Genomic DNA, 17491 nt, shown 5'->3' with positions numbered 1-17491 from the left:
ACACGGCCGCCACGGGGAGGAAACCCATGAAGATCTTCCAGCCGATGCTCTTCGTCGGCCTGGGCGGCACCGGAGGACTGGTCGGCGCCGAACTCGAACGCAAACTGCGCGCCGAGCTCTGCGGCCCCGACGGCACCGCCCTCGGCCATCTGAGCGGCCACGCGCCCTACCAACTGCCCGAGTGCCTCCAGTTCGTCTACGCCGACTACAGCGAGTCCGACCTCCAGCGGCTGCCGCAGTTCAACGTCGACCCCTCGCTGCGCGCCGCCTACTCCCGCACCTCGCGGGCCACCCACAACCTGCTGCCGAACTTCGACAGTTCGCCCGAGGTCACCAAGATGCTCCGGGCGAGCCTGCGCGACGAGGTCGCCGACTGGCTGCCGCCGCGCACCGACGAGCCGAAGGTCACCCCCCTGCACAACGGCGCGGGACAGCTCCCCACCGTCGGCCGGGCGGCCCTCTTCGCCACCCTGCGGCACTCCCTCGCCCCCGTGCTGGAACCGCTGCTCCAGGCGATCGACGCCATCGCCAGGTCGGCGGGCGAACTCAGCGAGTTCGGCGGCGGGAAGGTCAGCGGCTGCGACGTGTTCGTGGCCTTCTCCGTCGCGGGCGGCACCGGGGCCGGGATCTTCCTGGACTACCTCCACCTGATCAACCACGCCTTCCAGATGCGCCGCTTCAACGGCGTGAAGATCTATCCGCTGGTGGTCATGCCGTCGTCGTTCGCCTCGTCGGCGGGCGGCGGACGCGAGGCGGACCTCAACGCCGCCCGCGCGCTGGTCGACCTGTTCCGCCTGGTGGACGGGCAGAACGCGCCCACCGAGGGCGCCGAGATCGGCGACCTGGACCACGACGGCGGACTCGGCATCCGCTACCCGGGCACCACCCCGGTCCGGCTGCGCACCGGCATCCTGCCGACGGCCTTCCTGTTCAGCCCGACCGCGGGCATCCGCCAGGACGACCTGCGGCGCTCCATCGTGTCGCTGGTGATGTCGCTGATCGGCACCGAACTCGGCGACGGGCGCTCGCGCGGCCGCACGATGGCCGCCGACGACGACTACCAGACCTTCGCCGCCAGCTTCATCAACCGCGGGGTGCACCGCAGCGCCGTCTCCCCCACCGGCATCGGCCGGCAGGGCGTCTCCACCAGCCTGGTGGCCTCCATGACCGCGCCGATGGACCAGCTCGCGGACCTGGTGGCCGGCCGGCTCCTGCGCCGGGCCGTCACGGACCTGCTGGAACGGCCGCGCGCCGTGCTGCGGGACGACGCGGTGCCCATGATCCGGCGGCTGTTCGCCGACGCCAACCTCGAAGAGCTCTGGGAACGCAAACAGCTCGACGTCCCCGACCCCGACCCGCTGCCCCGCGGCGGCCGGGCGATCGAGGTGGCCCTCGGCGAACGCGTCGCGGACATGCAGCGGCTGCTCTCCGACCTCCAGACCATCGCCGCCCGCGAGGCCGCCTCCATGGCCGACCGCTTCGCCCCGCGGCCCGCCATCGACAAACTGCTCCAGAACGTCGACCCGTTCGTCGCCGAACGCCTCGTCAAGGGGGTGCCGGACAGCGACGAGGCCATCGCGCGGGCGGGCTTCCTCGGCATGCTGAACAGCCGCGCCCGCGCGCCCCAGCGCCCGCCGGGCGTCACCGACCAGCCGCCCAAGGTCCCCCGGATCAAGGGCCGGCTGGCCGGGATGTCACCGGCCCGCTGGGGCGACGACGACGTCCGGGCCGCCCTCCACGAACAGGACACCTGGTACCGCTGGCGCTGCCACTCCGTGTGGCACGAGGCGTGGCGGGAGCAGCAGCAGCGCTGGCAGGCGCAGGCCGACACCGCGGGCGCCGACCTCGGCCGTCTGGTGAACGCCTTCGTCAAGCACGCCGAACGGGAGCGCAAGGTCTCCGCGCAGAAGGGGCTCGAACTCTACGAGGACCGCACCGGCATCTCGTACCTGCTGCCGCCGCAGCGCACCCTCAACCACTTCTACGAGGACGTGGTCACCCGGCTGGTCCGCCGGGAGGGGCTGCGCGAGACGGAGGCGGAGGACGCGCTGCTGCTCCGGATGATCGACGGGGACACCTGGCGGGCGGTGCACACCCTCAGCCGGCGCAACCCCGACGGGGCGGTCGCCACGGTCAAGGCCCAGCTCGAAGGGCGGATCACCCGGCTGTTCGCGGAGAGCGGCGAACACCTGGAGGAGCGGCCCCTGCTGCCCGCCATGAGCACCCTGCTGGCCGCGGCCGCGGGCGACGGCGACGCGGCGGAGCACGTCAGCAAGGAGGCCCTGGAGCTCTTCGGCCGGAAGCTCACCGGGCTGCTGCCCGTGGGCTTCACCCCCGAGGGCACCGGGCCGCTGCGGGTGCTGGTCACCTATCCGCGGGTGCAGGCCGTCGACGAGGTGCAGGAGTACCTCGGCAAGGCGCTCCAACTGCCCACGGACGCCAAGAACTCGGTGGAGTACCGGGGCGTGGAGAGCGACTCCGTCACCGTGGTCCTCTTCCGGAGCGAGATGAGCCTCACCCAGGTGCCCGAGGCCCGCAAGGTGCTCCGGCAGTGGGCCAGGGCCAAGGACTCCGAACAGGCGCAGGACGTGCTGCGCTGGCGTCAGCGCCTGGGCTACCGGGACTCCTGGATGGTCAGCAGCGAGGAGGACCGGCGCGTCATCCTGCACCGGCTGCTGTGCTGCATGTGGAACGGCCAGGTGGACGTGCTGGACGGGGACACCTCGTCGCCCGACCGGGTCCGGCTGCGGCTCTTCCCCGAACAGGGCGCCCAGGTCCCGGGCGTACGGCTGCGGCTCGGCGACTACCCGGGCGGGGTCTCCAGCTGGGCGGAGCTGCTGCGCAGCTACGAGCGCTGGACGGTGCTCGACGACGAGCGGACGGTGGAGGACTACTGCCGCGAGCTGATGGGCGCCCAGCCCACGGGCCTCGCCCGCAACGGCAGCGAGCCCCATCCCCTCTTCGTCGAACTCGTCGAGAAGATCGCGCCGCGTCAGCTCGAACTGCTGGACGACCGCAGGGAACGCGGCGGCGAGCGGGTCGAGGGATGGGTGCGACCGCTGCGGGAGTTCTGGGCGGTGACGCTGCCGGCCGCGCTCGACACGGAGTTCGGCGACCAGCGGGCGCTCCAGCCGACGCTGCGCACCCTGCTGGAGCACGTCCGCGGCGGCTCACCCGCGCCGCGCCGCGCCACCGGGACGACGGTGCCCGGGCGCCGGCGCGCGGACGACGACGACTGGGGCACCGCGCCGCGCACCCCGGCCGGCGCCACCGCCGGCGGACGGCGCACGACGGCGGACGACGACCACGGCTACGGCGCCGGGGACGGCCCGGCGCACACCGTCCCGGACGACGACCGGGCCGGTCGGGGCCGCCCCGACGGCTGGGGCACCGGTGGTCCCCGTGACGGACACGGTGACCGCCGCGGCACCGCCCGGGGCGGCCGGGACACCGGGGGCGACGACTCCCGGGGCACCGGGGGCGGCCGGTCCGCCCCGGCGGACGACGACCGCGACGACCGCGACGCCTGGGGCGCCGGGGGCGGTCGCGGCGCCCGCGACAGCCGGGGCGACGACGCCCGGGGGTCGCGCGCCGACCGCGACGAGGACGGCTGGGGGACACGCTCCGACCGCGGCGACGACGCCCGGGGCACCCGCGACACCCACGGTTCCCGCGACCGCGACGACGCCTGGGGCACCGGCGGGGTCCGGGACGCCCGGGACGACGGGGCGCGCGGCTCCCGCGACACCGGGGACGACGATGCCCCGGGGGCACGCGCCGACCGCGGCTCCCGCGACCGCGACGACGCCCGGGGCACCGGCGGGGTCCGGGACGACGACGTCCTCGGGGCGCGCGACGGGTACCGCGACGAGGCGGCCCGGGGCTCCCGGGACGGCCGCGACGACGACGGCTGGGGCACCGGCGCCCGTGACGGCGAGGACCGGGGCGCGGGAGGCACCGGCCTGACCGGCGAGGCGGCGGACGGGGACGGCGGCCGGAGCGCCGCCGGCCGGCGGCGCGAGGACGACGACGACACCTGGGGCACCTGGGGCGAGGGGCGCGACGAGTCCCCGCGTACCGCCCATGACTCCGGCGGTCGCCGTACCGCCCCCTGGGACGAACCGGACGGCCCCGGAGCCGACGACGCCGGCGGCCGCGGCCGCGCGCGCGACCCCCGCGCCCCCTGGGACGGTGACGCGGAATGATCCCGTCAGATGACACGATCGCGGTCGTCCACCTCGACCTGCGCTCCGGGGCGGCGGAGATCGACTCCCCCGCCGTCCTGCGGGCCAAGGTCGCCCGGCAGCTCGGCCGCGCCGGGCTGCCGGAGCCCGACCACCCGCTGTTCCTGGTGGTCGACACCCCGGCCGGACTCACCGACCACCAGCGGCAGTACGAGCTGCTGACCACCTACCGCGCCCTCGGCAAGATCAGGATCCTGGTCCTGCTGGTGGGCAGCTCCCCCGGCTCCTACGCACGGGAGGGCGAGGCGTTCCTGCCCGACCGGCGGCTGGTGCGGCCGTCCGTGCTGCGGGCGTCCGGCATCGCGCTGCTGTGGGCGGGCGACCTGCGGTCCGCCAGGACGGCGCTGGAGCAGCTCCCGCCCGACGACCCGGACGCGCTGGCAGTCCTGGTCGACGTGCTCTCCGTCCCGGACGTCTTCCTGCGCGCGCTCGACGACGTCTCCCTGCTGCCCGACGCCGTGGCCGCGCCCGGTGTCCGGCTGCTGGAGCAGGACCTGCCGCCGGAGGTCCGCGACCGGGCCTGGCGGGACGCTCTCGCCCGGTTCGCGGGCGAGGACCACGAGCCGGCGGCGGTCCCGGCGACCGCCCTGTCGGGGGCCGAACTCCCGGAGTCGCTGCGGGGGCTGATCGCCGGCCGCGGCGGCCGGGACCTGCGCCACCGCACCCCGGGCGGCGCCGCCGACCAGGCGTACCACGCGTGCGCCCAGGCCCTGGAGCGCGCCGAGGACGACGTCACCGCGCTGCGGTCGCTGCCGGGGCTGCTGGCCCGCACCCGGCGCGCGGCCCTGGAGGACGACCTGGAGCAGGCGCACCTGGCGCTCGGCTCCTACCGGGACCTCGTCGCCACCGCCCTGCAGAGCGACGGCGGCTCCGGCGCCGCGCCGTCCGCCGCCGAGGCGGCGTCCCGGCTCGCCGCCCTCGGTCTGCACGTGCCCTCGGCGGAGGGTGTGGGCGACCGGATCGGCGAGGGCCTGCGGGAGTTCGCCGGGAAGCTGCTGCACCGCGGGCTCGCCCTGCGGGCGGTGGCCCAGCGCTTCACCGCGCTGGCGGGACAGGTCGAACCGGTACCGGGGGCCTCCCTGCTGCCCCGGCTCGACGCCCACTCGGCCGAGCGGGTGGCCCGGCGGGCCGGGGCCGAGGGCGTCCCCGTGCCGCCCCCGGCGGTCGGCGCGTCGGTGGCCGCCGCCGGGGCGGGGCTGCTCGGCGCGCTGTGGCAGGGGCCGTTCGCCGTCCTGGCCGCGCTGGTGCCGCTGGCCTTCGTCGTCGCCGCGCTCTGCGGGGCGGCCCGGCTGCGGGACGCCTCCCGCCCGGGCGGCTCGGGTGGGCGTCCGCCCCTCGGGCCGCAGATCGCCGCGGCCGGCGGGGCGGTGGCCGGCGTCGCGCTCGCCCACGCGGCCGGGCTGCCGGTGTGGGCCGGAGCCACCGGTCTGCTGGTGGCCGCCGGGGTGACCGTGGAGACGGTGCGCCGGCTGTGGCGCACCGCCGCCGACGGCTGGGCCGCAGGCCGCGGTACCGCCGCGCTGCGCGAGGCGCTCACCGGCCTCGACGGACTGCTGGCCCGCCTGGTGCGCGAGCACTGGGCGGCCGAGGAGCGCCTGTACTGCGCCGACGCGGCCCGCTCCGTCGCCGGCATGCTGCGGGCCACCGCGGACGCCGCCGACGCCGAGGCTCAGTTCGAACCCCGGCGCGCCCACCAGGACGCGACGGCGCCCGGGACGGCGGCGCCGGTCACCGAACCGGCCGACGACGACTGGCTGAGCAGCGTCTCCACCCTGGAGGCCGACGCCCACCCGGACGCGGAGGACGCCGACACCGAGTGGGCGCGCGCCTACGCCTGGGACGAGCGCCCGGCCGCCCCGGAGGCGGCCGTCCCCCATCAGGCGGACTCCGCCGAGTCCTGGGACGACCGCCCGGCCCGGGTGCCGCGCTGGCTGCACCGGGAGACCGGAGAGGGCGGCCCCGAACTGGTCGCCACCCTGGCGAACGACCTGACGGACGCCGCCATGGACGCCATGGACTCCTACTGGGGAGCGGTGGAACGCGGCCAGGCCGGCGCCTTCGCCGCCCGCCACACCGAGGAGCGGGTGCGCGATCTGCTGTCCGACGCCCGGATCCACCTCCAGCGCAACGGGGTGCTGGCCGCCCCCCGGTTCGCCGCCGCCCACCGGGTCCGCGCGACCTCCGCGAACCTGCTGGGCACCGACCCGCACCGGGTCGCCGCCCTGGTCGGCGCGGACACCGAACGGGGCACCGTCGTCCAGCTCTCCTCCCCCGAGCAGGGCGCCCTGCTCAGCCGCGACCCGGCCGCCGCCGTGTGGCTGCGGTTCGCGCCGGAGGCCGTGCGCACCGACGTGGAGACGGCCTGGCGGGCGCACGGCGGCGCCCAGCACGAGGAGCCGCTGTGGACGACGACCGGCCGCTACGCGGGGCTGATCCGGCTCACACCGCTGCGGATGGGCGTGGTGGACACCGTCCGCCCCCGCCACGGCGCCGACCCGGAGACCGAGGAGCAGGACCTGTACGCCGGAAGGGACGGCGACGGGTGGTGACACCGACCGGGCACCGGCGCACCGCGCCGCCCCGCCCGCCGGCGGCCGCGGGACACCCCGCGGCAGCGCGGGGCCCCGCGGCCCCGCACCGCAACACGCCCGTCCGGGGGCTGCCCCCGGGCGGGCGCCCGCCCGCGTCCGGCCCGGAGCCGCGGTACGAACGAGAGGACGGCGACGGCTGGTGACCAGCACCTCGCACTCGAACCTGGTGGAGCAGCCGTACAGCGCGCAGCGGACCACCCTCGCCTTCACCGACCCCTCGGGCCGTCGCCGCACCACGGCGGTCACCTTCGGGCCCGAGTCCCGCCGCGATCCGCTGCTGCCGCAGCGGGTCCGCAACGGCCTGCTCCACGACGAGGAGCAGCGCTGCGTCCAGGTGCGGCTGACCACCGCCGAGGCCACCCATCCCGCGGCCCGCGCGCTGCTGGACGCGGAGGCGGGCACCGCGCTCCACCTGCACCGGGCGCTCGACGGCACGGACCACGCGCAGCTCTTCCCGGCCGTCGTCGGCCACGAGCTGGACACCGCCGAGCCGTATCTGCTGTACGCGGCGCCCCGGGGCCTGCCCGCCTCGCGCACCCATGTGATGTCCGCGACCGACCAGCGGGTCCTCGCCCGCGACCTGATGCTGGCGCTCTGCCTGCTGGACGGCCAGGGCATGGTGCCCCGCGGCATCTCGCCCGCCAACGTCCTGTGGGACGGCACGTCCCTCCAGCTCTGGGGCCTGGAGGCGATGGCCCGCACCGGCAGGCCGCGCACCCCCTGGGGCCGGCCGCCCTACTGCTCGCCCGAGCAGCGCCGGTCGGCCGGGACGGTCGACCCGCGGGACGCCGTGTGGAGCGCCGCCCAGGTGCTCTACCAGCTCGTGACCGGCCGCCCCGGCCCCACGGACGGCCCGCCCGCCGACCTCGCCCAGCACCGGGTGCTCGCCGAGACCCTGCGGGGCGCCTTCGCGCCCCTCGCCGCGGACCGGCCGACGGCCGCCCGGCTGCTCGACCTGCTCGCCCCCGGCGCGGCCCGGCGCATCGAACTCACCGTGCCCGCCGACGAGACGGGCCGCCACGGGGAGGCGTTCGAGCAGGCGCTCCACCTCAAGCGGCAGGCACCGCCCACCGAGCCGTCGTACACGGCGGGCCTGGGACAGGGCGAAGTGCTCTGCCCCTACTGCCTGGAGAACATCCAGCTCGACCTGACCTCGCTGTACGTCACCGACAACCGGATGCAGTACCAGCCGCTCGACCCCTCCCGCTACAAGCCGGGCTCCCCGCGGCTGACGGACATCATGCGGGGGGCCGTGCAGCGGTGCACGGCCGACCCGGACTTCCCCGAACACCACATCCCGGTCCCGTACCTGACGAGCGGCCGGCCGCTGACCGTCGCCATGGTCGGCCAGTCGTCCACCGGCAAGAGCCATCTGCTGACGCAGATGATCGCCGAGATCACCGACGGCGGACTGGAGCCGTTCGGGCTGAAGTGGCAGTCCGTCAACCCCGAGCAGCACGCCCGCTTCGTGCGGGAGCGGGTCCAGCCGCTGCGCAACGGCAAGGTGCTCGACCACACCGGGACGGTCGGCCTGGACGGCTTCGCCCGCTTCGTGGAGTCGCTGCTCATCACCGACGTCCGCGGCCAGGTGCGTCCCGTCGCCTTCTTCGACCTCGGCGGCGAGGACCTCGTCCGGACCGACGCGGCACTCCGCTTCCTCCTCGGGGTCGACGCCATGGTCTTCGTCGTCGACCCCGCGCTCGCCCTGCCGCTGCCCCACCTGGACCACGCGCGCGAGCGCTGGGGCCTGGAGGTGAACCGGGACGGCGACGTCGCCTTCGGCACCGTGCTCGACCGGCTCCCGAAGAACGGCGCGTACCTGGACGTGGCCGCCGCGATGGTGGTCGGCAAGGCGGACCTGCTGCGCTTCCAGCCGCCCGTCGACCGGTGGCTGGACGAGGCGCCCGCCACCCGGCTCGACCCCGAGCGGATGCGCGAGGAGAGCCGTGACGTCTACGGGCTGCTGCGCCACCACGCCGGCCAGGCGTGGCTGCGCCCCTTCGACGCGATCCGCCGCTGCACCCTGCACGTCGCCTCGGCGACCGGCGGCCAGGAGGACCACGGACGCTACCCGGCGGGCACCCGGCCCCGCCGGGTGCTGGAACCCCTGCTCTCGCTGCTGGCGATGCACGGGCTGATCGATGTGCCGGGCGGCGCCGAGGCGTTCTCCGTCGGGACGGCCCCGGCACTGGAGGCGGTGCCGCCGAGGGCGGCCGGAGGTACGGAGCGGCCCTGGGACGCCGGGAGAGCCGGGGGCACCGGGGAAGGACGGCGAAGTGAGTGACATGCGACGGGAACGGGATTCCCGGGAACCGGCGGCCGGCACGGGCCCGGCCGCGGGCGGGGACCGTGCCGGGGCGGTGGACCAGGTGGTCTTCCGCTGGGGCGGCAACCAGGGCCGGCAGGACACCGGGATGACGGCGGTCGCCCACTCCTGCCCGCCCCGGCGGGCGGCGGAACTCGGCCGCGAACTGGGGCCGCTGCTCTGGGTGACGGGGACGGACGAGCCCCGGCCGAGCGTCGTGCGCACGGTCTCGCAGGACGGCCAGGTCATGCTGGTGCAGCGCTGGCCGACGACCGACCGCAGCGGCCGGCCGAGCACGGTGAGCCATGTGCTGACCGGTCCGGGGGAGATCCTCGGCACCCGTCTGTGCCTGAGCCTCGCGTACGGCGGCTGGGGGGAGCGGTCCTCGGCCGAGCAGGCGTCCGGCCGGAAGGACCCCGTGCCCTCCGGCATCCTCCGCAAGATCGCCCTGCGCCACCTCCCGGAGATGGGGGAGCGGCTGCCGGAGGTCGAGCAGGCACTCGTGCACGTCACGGCGGAGTGGCTGCGCGACCCCGGCACACGGGTGTCGCTGCTCGCGGACGGCACGCCCGCCCCCGGCTGGCCCGACGGCGACGGCGTTCCGCTGGTGTACTACGGGCTGTTCCTGCTCTTCCGCGACTGGCTGCCCGCCGGGTGGACCTTCGCCACGTACGACACGGTCGACAGCCACCCCCTCAGGCTCACCTGCGTGCCGCGCTGGGAGTCCGGCGAGGGCGCGGCAGGCTCCCTGGCCCGCGTCGCGGCCGGGCCGCACTCCGACGGGCCCGCCCACGAGCTCGCCGCCCGGCTGGTCGCCCGCCTCCTGGCCCACGGCCCCGAGGACCCGCCCCCGGTGCTCGCCGGCCTGCTCCCCAAGGGCGCGGCGCTGCCGTGGGACCTGCGCCGCGAGCGCCTCGCCGAGGCGCTCGCCGACGGCGGCCGGCGCCGGCCGTGGCGGAACGCGCCGCCCTCGCGGCCGCCCGGCGCCGCGGGCGGCCAGGACGCGGACGCGGACCGCCGGTGGACCGGCGACCACAAGCCGGACCCCGACGCGGACGCGGACCGCCCGTGGACCGGCGACCACAAGCCGGACCCCGACGCGGACCAGGAGGCGGACCGGCTCCAGGTCCGCGCCCACGCACCGGACCAGGAGCGCGGCCAGGACCACCGGTGGCGCGAGAACCGCACCGCCCCCGCGCCCGGCACCGCCCGCCACCCGGACCGGGACCAGGACCGGCGGCGGGACACCGGGCCCGCGCCCGACCCCCGCGGGGGCGGGCCGGGGCCCGGCGCCCTTCCCCGGTCCGGGGCTCTCTTCGGGCCGATGCCCGAACTCGCGGCGCCCGGTACGCCGCCGCCCCGCCCGTGGCAGGCCCCCGGCCCCGCACCGGATCCGGATTCCGTGCACGGCGTGGCCCCGCCGGGGCCGGACGCCGGCCCGCCCCCGGCCCACCCGCCGCTGCACGCGGCGCTGCGCGCCGACAGCCTCACGGGAGTCCCCGCCCTGCTCGGGTCGCCCGCCGAGGACGAACTCCTGCACCAGCTCCGGCAGCCGGACCTCAGCGTGGAGGCCGTGTTCGTGCTGCTGGACGAGCTCACCGAACGGCTCCGCGTCCAGCGGCTCGGCCCCGCCGCGCGGCGTGCCCTGTGCACGGAGATCCTGCGCAACGACCTGTACCTCGTCGCGTCGCACCGCCGTTGGGCGGGCCCCGCGGCCGAGCCGGAGCATCTCATCGCCCGGGCGGCCGAGCTGTTCGCCCTGGTGGTGGCACCCCGGGTACGCGACCCGCACTACCTGGACGACCTGCTGCGGCTGGCGGCACGCATCGGCCGGGAGCCGCTGCTGGAGGGCTGGCTGCGCGAGTGCGTGCTCGCCCTCCCGCCCGACGAGGTCCCCGATCTGCCGCCCGCCGTCTGGCAGTCGCTGCTGAACGACGCCCTCCGGCGGACCGCCGCCCCCGCCGCGCCGCCCGTTCCCCCCGTGCCGCCGGCCGCGGACCACGGACTCCCGCCCCGGTCCGCACCCCCCGCACCCGATCACGAACTCCCGCCCCGGGCCGCGCCCGCGCCGGACCACGAACTCCCCCGTGACCGGGGGCTCCCCGAGGGGTACGGGTTGCCCGAGGGCTACGGGCCCGGCCCGGGCCACACCCCCGTCCCACCGCCGGTCCCGACCGCCACCGCGGGTCCCGGCGCGCCCGCGGCAGCCGACGGCCCCCGCCCGGGGGGCGGCGCCCCGCCGTCCGCGGGCGGACCGGCGCCGCCCACGACGCCACCGTCCCCGCTCCCGGCCGCGTCCACGGGATCCGCGCCCCCGCGCCGGACGATCAGCCCCGGCACGGTGGTCGGCGGGCTCGTCGCCGCCCTTCTCCTGCTCGTCGGCGCCCTTCTCGTCGTGATGATCGCCTGAGCCGCACCACCCGCCCCTCCCGACCGGCGCCCCCGGCGCCCCCGGGGCGTCGGACGAGGACCGGCGCCCGAGGGCGCACGCCCTACCGCACCCACCCCTCGCACGGGCCGCGATCCGCGCAAGGCGGCCGGAACCGGCGGCGGGCGGGCCTGGTTTCGGCCAACGTCGGGCCGGGCGGCGGCCCCGGACAACCTCCGGGGCGCCCCTCACCTCTCACAGGCGGAGACAGACAGCGGCCCCTCGACCAGGGCGCGCTGTTCCCCACCGTCCCGTCAGGTACTGGGAGAACGAGGATTCATGACCAGATCCCACCAGGCTCGTCTCGGGCGCGCGGCGATCGCCGCAGCCGCCGCGACCGCCGTCGTGGCCGGCGTCGCCGCCGCGTCGCCGGAGGCCCACAACGTCAGGACCCTGCCGAAGCTCAGCCTGATCGCGGCCACCACCTCGGTGACGCTGGACTCCTGGAAGGAGGACCCCGGCGTCTACCTGGACCTCGGCACCTATGTGACCGCGGCGAACGGGCCGTTCGAGGTGCGGGTGACCCGCAAGAGCTACGACGACCCGGTGGTGGCGACGCAGGTCCTCCACGACGGGAAGAAGACCCGTACGCGGACCCTGCCCCAGGGCCTGGTGAACGACTTCTCCGGCCTCCCGGACTTCGCCGAGATCACGCTCACCGACGCGAAGGGCAAGCAGGTCCTCTCCAAGAAGGAGGGCTTCTGCCCGAACAACGCCTCGGGCCGGGTCCGTCCGGACGCGCCGAGCACGTCCAAGTACCCGCAGAGCTGCCCGGTGAACCCGTTCACCCTCGGCTCGGTGTGGGGCGTGGAGAACGGCTGGGCCTCCAACACGTACGCCGGCTACTACTCCGAGCCGGTCCAGCTCGCCGCGGGCAGCTACACGGCCAAGGTCTCGGTCACCAAGAAGTACCGGGAGCTGTTCGGCATCGCCGACAAGCCCCAGACGGTCAAGGTGACGGTCCGGGAGCGGAGCTGGGAGGAGGGACCGGGCGCGGGAGCGGCCGGGACGTCCGCCCACCGCGCGGCGGGCCACGCCGGCCACGGCGGCCACGCGGCCGGGCACGCCGCCGCACCGGCGGGCGGCCACGCCGGCCACGGGGCGGCGGCCCGCCCCGAGGCCCCGTCCGCCGCGACCACCGGAGCCACCCCCACGTTCAACGTGGGCCACGGCCCCTACCCGCCCGCCCCGCCGGCCCTGCCGTGGGCGCTGAAGAAGGCCGACGGCCTCCGCGCCGCGCAGGCCGGGGACGGCGCCGGGCGGACCGACGGCTCCCGCCAGGCACCCGCGCTGTCGCCGAACGCCCAGCGCCCCACCGGCCCGGCGAACGTGCCGGACGTGCCCAAGCCCGACCTGCGGTCGCTGCCCGCCTACGGCATCACCATCGGCGACGGCGGCGAGGAGGTGCCGGGCAAGGACTACCTGGCGTTCAGCGCCAACGTCTGGAACGCCGGCCCCGCGCAGCTCGTCGTGGACGGCTTCCGCTCGCCGGGCAAGGAGCTGATGGACGCCTACCAGTACTTCTACGACGCGGACGGCAAGCAGGTCGGCTACACCCCGACCGGCACCATGGAGTGGGACCCGCGCCCGGGCCACGAGCACTGGCACTTCACGGACTTCGCCAGCTACCGCCTGCTGAAGGCCGACAAGAAGGAGGCCGTGCGCAGCGGCAAGGAGGCGTTCTGCCTGGCCAACACGGACGCCGTGGACTACACGGTGAAGAACGCCAACTGGCACCCGGAGAACACCGACCTCTCCACCGCCTGCGGCCAGCAGAACTCGATCTCCGTCCGCGAGGTGCTGGACGTCGGCTCCGGTGACACCTACACCCAGGACCTGCCCGGCCAGTCCTTCGACATCACCGACCTGCCGAACGGCACGTACTGGATCCAGGTGCTGGCCAACCCGGAGAAGCGTCTGAAGGAGACGAACCTCGACAACAACAGCGCCCTGCGCAAGGTCGTGCTCGGCGGCACGAAGGGCGCCCGCACCGTGACCGTGGCCCCCGTGGGCCTGGTGGACGCCAACTAGAAGCTCTCGTTCGGAGCGTGGCGGGCCCGCGTGCCCTGCACGCGCGCTCGCCGCGTACCCCGCACCGCTCAGCGGCCGGCGGCCCCCGGGACTCCTCCCGGGGGCCGCCGCCTTTTCCGGCCCCGGACGGACCGGCCGGTGCACCGCCCTTGTCGATACACGAACGCATCCGATACGTTCGCGCATCGAAGAAGGGCGGACCGCTCATGGGAACCAGCACCCCCCGCGCCCCCGGCCCCCGGGTCACCGCGCGCCGGGCCGAGACCAGGCGACGGGTCCTCGACGCCGCGCTCCAGGTCTTCGCCGAGGAGGGCTTCGGGCGCTCCACGGTGGAGCAGATCTGCGAGCGGGCCGGCTACACCCGGGGCGCGTTCTACTCCAACTTCTCCTCCCTCGACGAGCTGTTCCTCGTCATGTGGGAGGAGCGCTCCGGACGGATGCTCGCCGATGTGCGCGAGGCGCTGGCCGACGTGCCGTCCGACGATCCGGACGAGGCGATACGGGCCGCGCTCGCCGCGATCCCCGTCGACGACGCCTGGTACCGGGTGACCGCCGAGTTCACCGCGCACGCCCTGCGCAACCGGCCGTTGCGCCGGGTCATGGCCGCCCGGGAGCAGGCGATCCTCGACACCGTCCTGCCGGTCGTCGTCGACGCGCTCGCCCGCACCGGACGCCGGGTGCCGGACCTGGCCGCCCTCGGGCACGCGCTGGTCGCCGTGCACGACGGGACCGCGGTGCAGGTGCTGCTCGAACCGGGCAGCGACGAACCGCGCCGGCGGCGCGAGGACCTGTTCATGCACGTTCTTCGGGCGTACAGCACGCCCGTCACCGAGGAGGCACCGTGAGCGAGGACGCCGACGTCATCGTCGTGGGCGCGGGACTGGCCGGTCTGGTCGCGACGTACGAACTGACCCGGGCCGGACGGCGGGTGGTCGTCGTCGACCAGGAGAACGAGGCGAACCTCGGGGGCCAGGCGTTCTGGTCGCTGGGCGGCCTGTTCCTCGTCGACAGCCCCGAGCAGCGCCGGATGGGCGTCAAGGACTCCGCCGAGCTCGCGCTCTCCGACTGGCTCGGCTCCGCCGGCTTCGACCGGGAGCGCGAGGACCACTGGCCGCGCAAGTGGGCCGAGGCCTACGTCGCCTTCGCGGCCGGCGAGAAGCGGGACTACCTCCACGGGCTCGGGCTGCGGGTCATGCCGACCGTCGGCTGGGCCGAGCGCGGCGCGGGCACGGCCGCCGGGCACGGGAACTCGGTGCCCCGCTTCCACCTCACCTGGGGCACCGGCCCCGAGGTGGTCCGGGTGTTCCGGGAGCCGGTGCTCGCGGCGGCCGCCCGCGGACTGGTCACCTTCCGCCACCGGCACCGGGTGGACGGCCTGATCGTCGAGAACGGCGCGGCGGTCGGCGTGCGCGGGACGGTGCTGGCGCCCTCGGACGAGGCCCGCGGCGTCGCCTCCGGCCGGGAGGCGGCCGGCGAGTTCGAACTGCGCGCCCAGGCCGTGGTCGTGACCTCGGGCGGCATCGGCGGCAACCAGGAGCTGGTGCGGAAGAACTGGCCGGCCGACCGCCTCGGCGCCGCCCCGCGCTCGATGATCACCGGCGTCCCCGCCTACGTCGACGGCCGGATGCTGGAGATCACCGAGGACGCGGGCGGCTCGATCGTCAACCGCGACCGGATGTGGCACTACACCGAGGGCATCAAGAACTGGGACCCGGTCTGGCCCGACCACGCGATCCGCATCATCCCCGGCCCCTCGTCCCTGTGGCTGGACGCGACGGGCCGGCGGCTGCCGGTGCCCCTGTTCCCCGGGCACGACACCCTCGCCACCCTGCGGCACATCGTGGCCACCGGGCACGACTACTCGTGGTTCGTGCTCACCCGGGACATCGTCGAGAAGGAGTTCGCGCTCTCCGGCTCCGAGCAGAACCCGGACATCACCGGCAAGGACCTGAAGCTCGTCCTGTCCCGTGCCCGCAAGGGCGCGCCCGGGCCGGTGCAGGCGTTCCTCGACAAGGGCGAGGACTTCGTCGTCCGCCGCACCCTCGCCGAGCTGGTCGACGGCATGAACGCCATCGCCCCCGGCCCGAAGCTGGAGCTCGCGCAGGTCGAACGGGAGATCCTGGCCCGCGACCGCGAGGTGGACAACCCGTACTCCAAGGACTTCCAGCTCATGTCCGTCGCCAACGCGCGCGCCTACTGGCCCGACAAGCTCACCCGGGTCGCCAGGCCGCACCGCCTCCTCGACCCGGCGCACGGCCCGCTGATCGCGGTCCGCCTGCACCTGCTGACCCGCAAGACCCTCGGCGGTCTGGAGACGACGCTGAACTCCCAGGTCGTCCGGCCGGACGGAGAGCCCTTCGACGGCCTCTACGCGGCGGGCGAGGTGGCAGGCTTCGGCGGCGGCGGCGTGCACGGCTACAACGCGCTGGAGGGCACCTTCCTCGGCGGCTGCATCTTCTCCGGCCGGGCCGCGGGCCGCGCGATCGCCCGGAGGCTCGGATGACGGGCGAGGGCCGCACCGCCCTGGTGACCGGCGCGTCCTCCGGGATCGGCGCCGCCGTCGCCGCCGCGCTGGCCGGCCGCGGCTACCGCGTCCTCGGCACCAGCCGCGACCCCGGCACGGTCGCCGACCCGGTGCCGGGCGTGGAGTACCTGGCGCTCGACCTCACCGACATGGCCTCCGTGGAGGCGTGCGCGGCCGCCGCCGGCGAGGTGGACGTGCTCGTGAACAACGCGGGGGAGAGCCAGAACGGGCCGCTGGAGGAGCTGCCCATGGAGGCGCTGGAGCGCCTCTTCCGGCTCAACGTCCTCGGACCGGTGCGCCTGACCCAGCTCGTGCTGCCCGGGATGCGGGAACGCCGCCGCGGCCGGGTGGTCATGGTCGGCTCGATGCTGGCCAGCTTCCCGCTCGCCTACCGCTCCTCGTACGTCGCGTCGAAGGCGGCCGTCAAGGGCTTCGCGCACTCCCTGCGGCGGGAGGTCTCCCCGTACGGCGTCGGCGTCACCACGGTCGAGCCGGGCTCCATCAACACCGGCATCAGCGAGCGCCGCACCCAGTACGTGGCCGACGACTCCCCCTTCCTCGCGGAGTACCGGACCATGCTCGCGGCGCTCAACGCCAACGAGGCCCGGGGCATCTCCGCGGGGACGGTCGCGCGCACCGTCCTGCGGGCGGTCGAGGCGCCGCGCCCGAAGCCGCTGTACGCGGTGGGCAGCAACGCGCCCCTGGTGTTCGCGCTGCGCAGGGTGCTGCCGAGGACGGCCGTCGAACGGATCGTCGCCCGCCGGCACGGCCTGCGCTGAGCCGGTCCCGGCGGGCGCCCGCACCGCCCGCCGGGACCGGCTGGGACATTCCCCGGAGAAAGTTCCGGCGCGTCGTCGAGAACGCCCGCGCGGCTCCGACGTCCCCTGTGAAAGCCGCCCGCCGAGGGCTGGGCACGAGGACAGCGAAGGAGCGCGATCATGAAGTACCTGGTGATGGTTCAGGGGACGCAGGCGGACTACGAGGCCATGGCCGGCCAGGGCTCCGCGAGCTCGCCCGCCTGGAACGAGAAGGACATGCAGGCCATGTTCGCCTTCATGCAGAAGATCAACGACGACCTCGCCGAGTCCGGCGAGCTGGTCGACGGACAGGGCCTGACCGCACCGGCGCAGTCCCGGCACGTCTCGCTGGACGGCGAGGGCCGTCCGGTGATCACCGACGGCCCCTACGGCGAGACCAAGGAGGTGCTGGCGGGCTACTGGGTGCTGGACTGCGCGAGCCTGGAGCGGGTGACCGAGATCGCCGCCCTGGTCGCCCGGTGCCCCCAGCCCGAAGGCGCCCCCGAGTACCCGGTCGTCATCCGTCCGCTCGCCGGATCCGGGGACGACGTCTGACATCCTGCTCCTCGGC

At 75.9% G+C, this 17491-nt stretch carries 9 protein-coding genes; all 9 read left to right on the top strand.

The features are described from left to right. Positions 1-26: 26 nt before the first annotated feature. The 9 genes from JE024_RS18150 to JE024_RS18110 all read left to right on the top strand — a co-directional run bounded on the left by JE024_RS18150 (position 27) and on the right by JE024_RS18110 (position 17475). Positions 27-4205: a tubulin-like doman-containing protein gene (locus tag JE024_RS18150; protein ID WP_205374597.1), complete on the top strand. Its 4179-nt coding sequence runs from the start codon at positions 27-29 to the stop codon at positions 4203-4205. Then, positions 4202-6793 (top strand): hypothetical protein, encoded by a 2592-nt coding sequence (locus JE024_RS18145; protein WP_205374596.1) that lies wholly within the window; start codon positions 4202-4204, stop codon positions 6791-6793. The genes JE024_RS18150 and JE024_RS18145 overlap by 4 nt, the downstream gene beginning before the upstream one ends. A gap of 181 nt (positions 6794-6974) precedes the next feature. Further along, positions 6975-9119: a serine/threonine-protein kinase gene (locus JE024_RS18140; protein WP_244882941.1), complete on the top strand. Its 2145-nt coding sequence runs from the start codon at positions 6975-6977 to the stop codon at positions 9117-9119. After that, complete coding sequence (locus JE024_RS18135; RefSeq protein WP_205374595.1) at positions 9112-11550, top strand: amino acid adenylation domain-containing protein; 2439 nt, start codon at positions 9112-9114, stop codon at positions 11548-11550. Before JE024_RS18140 ends, JE024_RS18135 begins: the two co-directional genes overlap by 8 nt. A 297-nt stretch (positions 11551-11847) precedes the next feature. Continuing rightward, a complete protein-coding gene (locus JE024_RS18130; RefSeq protein ID WP_205374594.1) occupies positions 11848-13599 on the top strand; it encodes a lysyl oxidase family protein in 1752 nt (583 codons plus the stop codon). Positions 13600-13805: 206 nt separating this feature from the next. Then, positions 13806-14444: a TetR/AcrR family transcriptional regulator gene (locus tag JE024_RS18125; RefSeq protein WP_205374593.1), complete on the top strand. Its 639-nt coding sequence runs from the start codon at positions 13806-13808 to the stop codon at positions 14442-14444. Continuing rightward, positions 14441-16102, top strand: coding sequence for an FAD-binding dehydrogenase (locus JE024_RS18120; protein ID WP_205374592.1), 1662 nt, complete (start codon positions 14441-14443; stop codon positions 16100-16102). The genes JE024_RS18125 and JE024_RS18120 overlap by 4 nt, the downstream gene beginning before the upstream one ends. Then, positions 16099-16902 (top strand): SDR family NAD(P)-dependent oxidoreductase, encoded by an 804-nt coding sequence (locus JE024_RS18115; protein WP_205374591.1) that lies wholly within the window; start codon positions 16099-16101, stop codon positions 16900-16902. The genes JE024_RS18120 and JE024_RS18115 overlap by 4 nt, the downstream gene beginning before the upstream one ends. A 159-nt stretch (positions 16903-17061) precedes the next feature. Continuing rightward, entirely contained in the window at positions 17062-17475 is a 414-nt protein-coding gene (locus JE024_RS18110; RefSeq protein ID WP_205374590.1) for a YciI family protein, read from the top strand. Positions 17476-17491: the final 16 nt, after the last annotated feature.

The sequence above is a fragment of the Streptomyces zhihengii genome (assembly GCF_016919245.1).
Classification (GTDB): Bacteria; Actinomycetota; Actinomycetes; order Streptomycetales; family Streptomycetaceae; genus Streptomyces; species Streptomyces zhihengii.
This window is presented reverse-complemented; position numbering and strand designations above follow the sequence as displayed.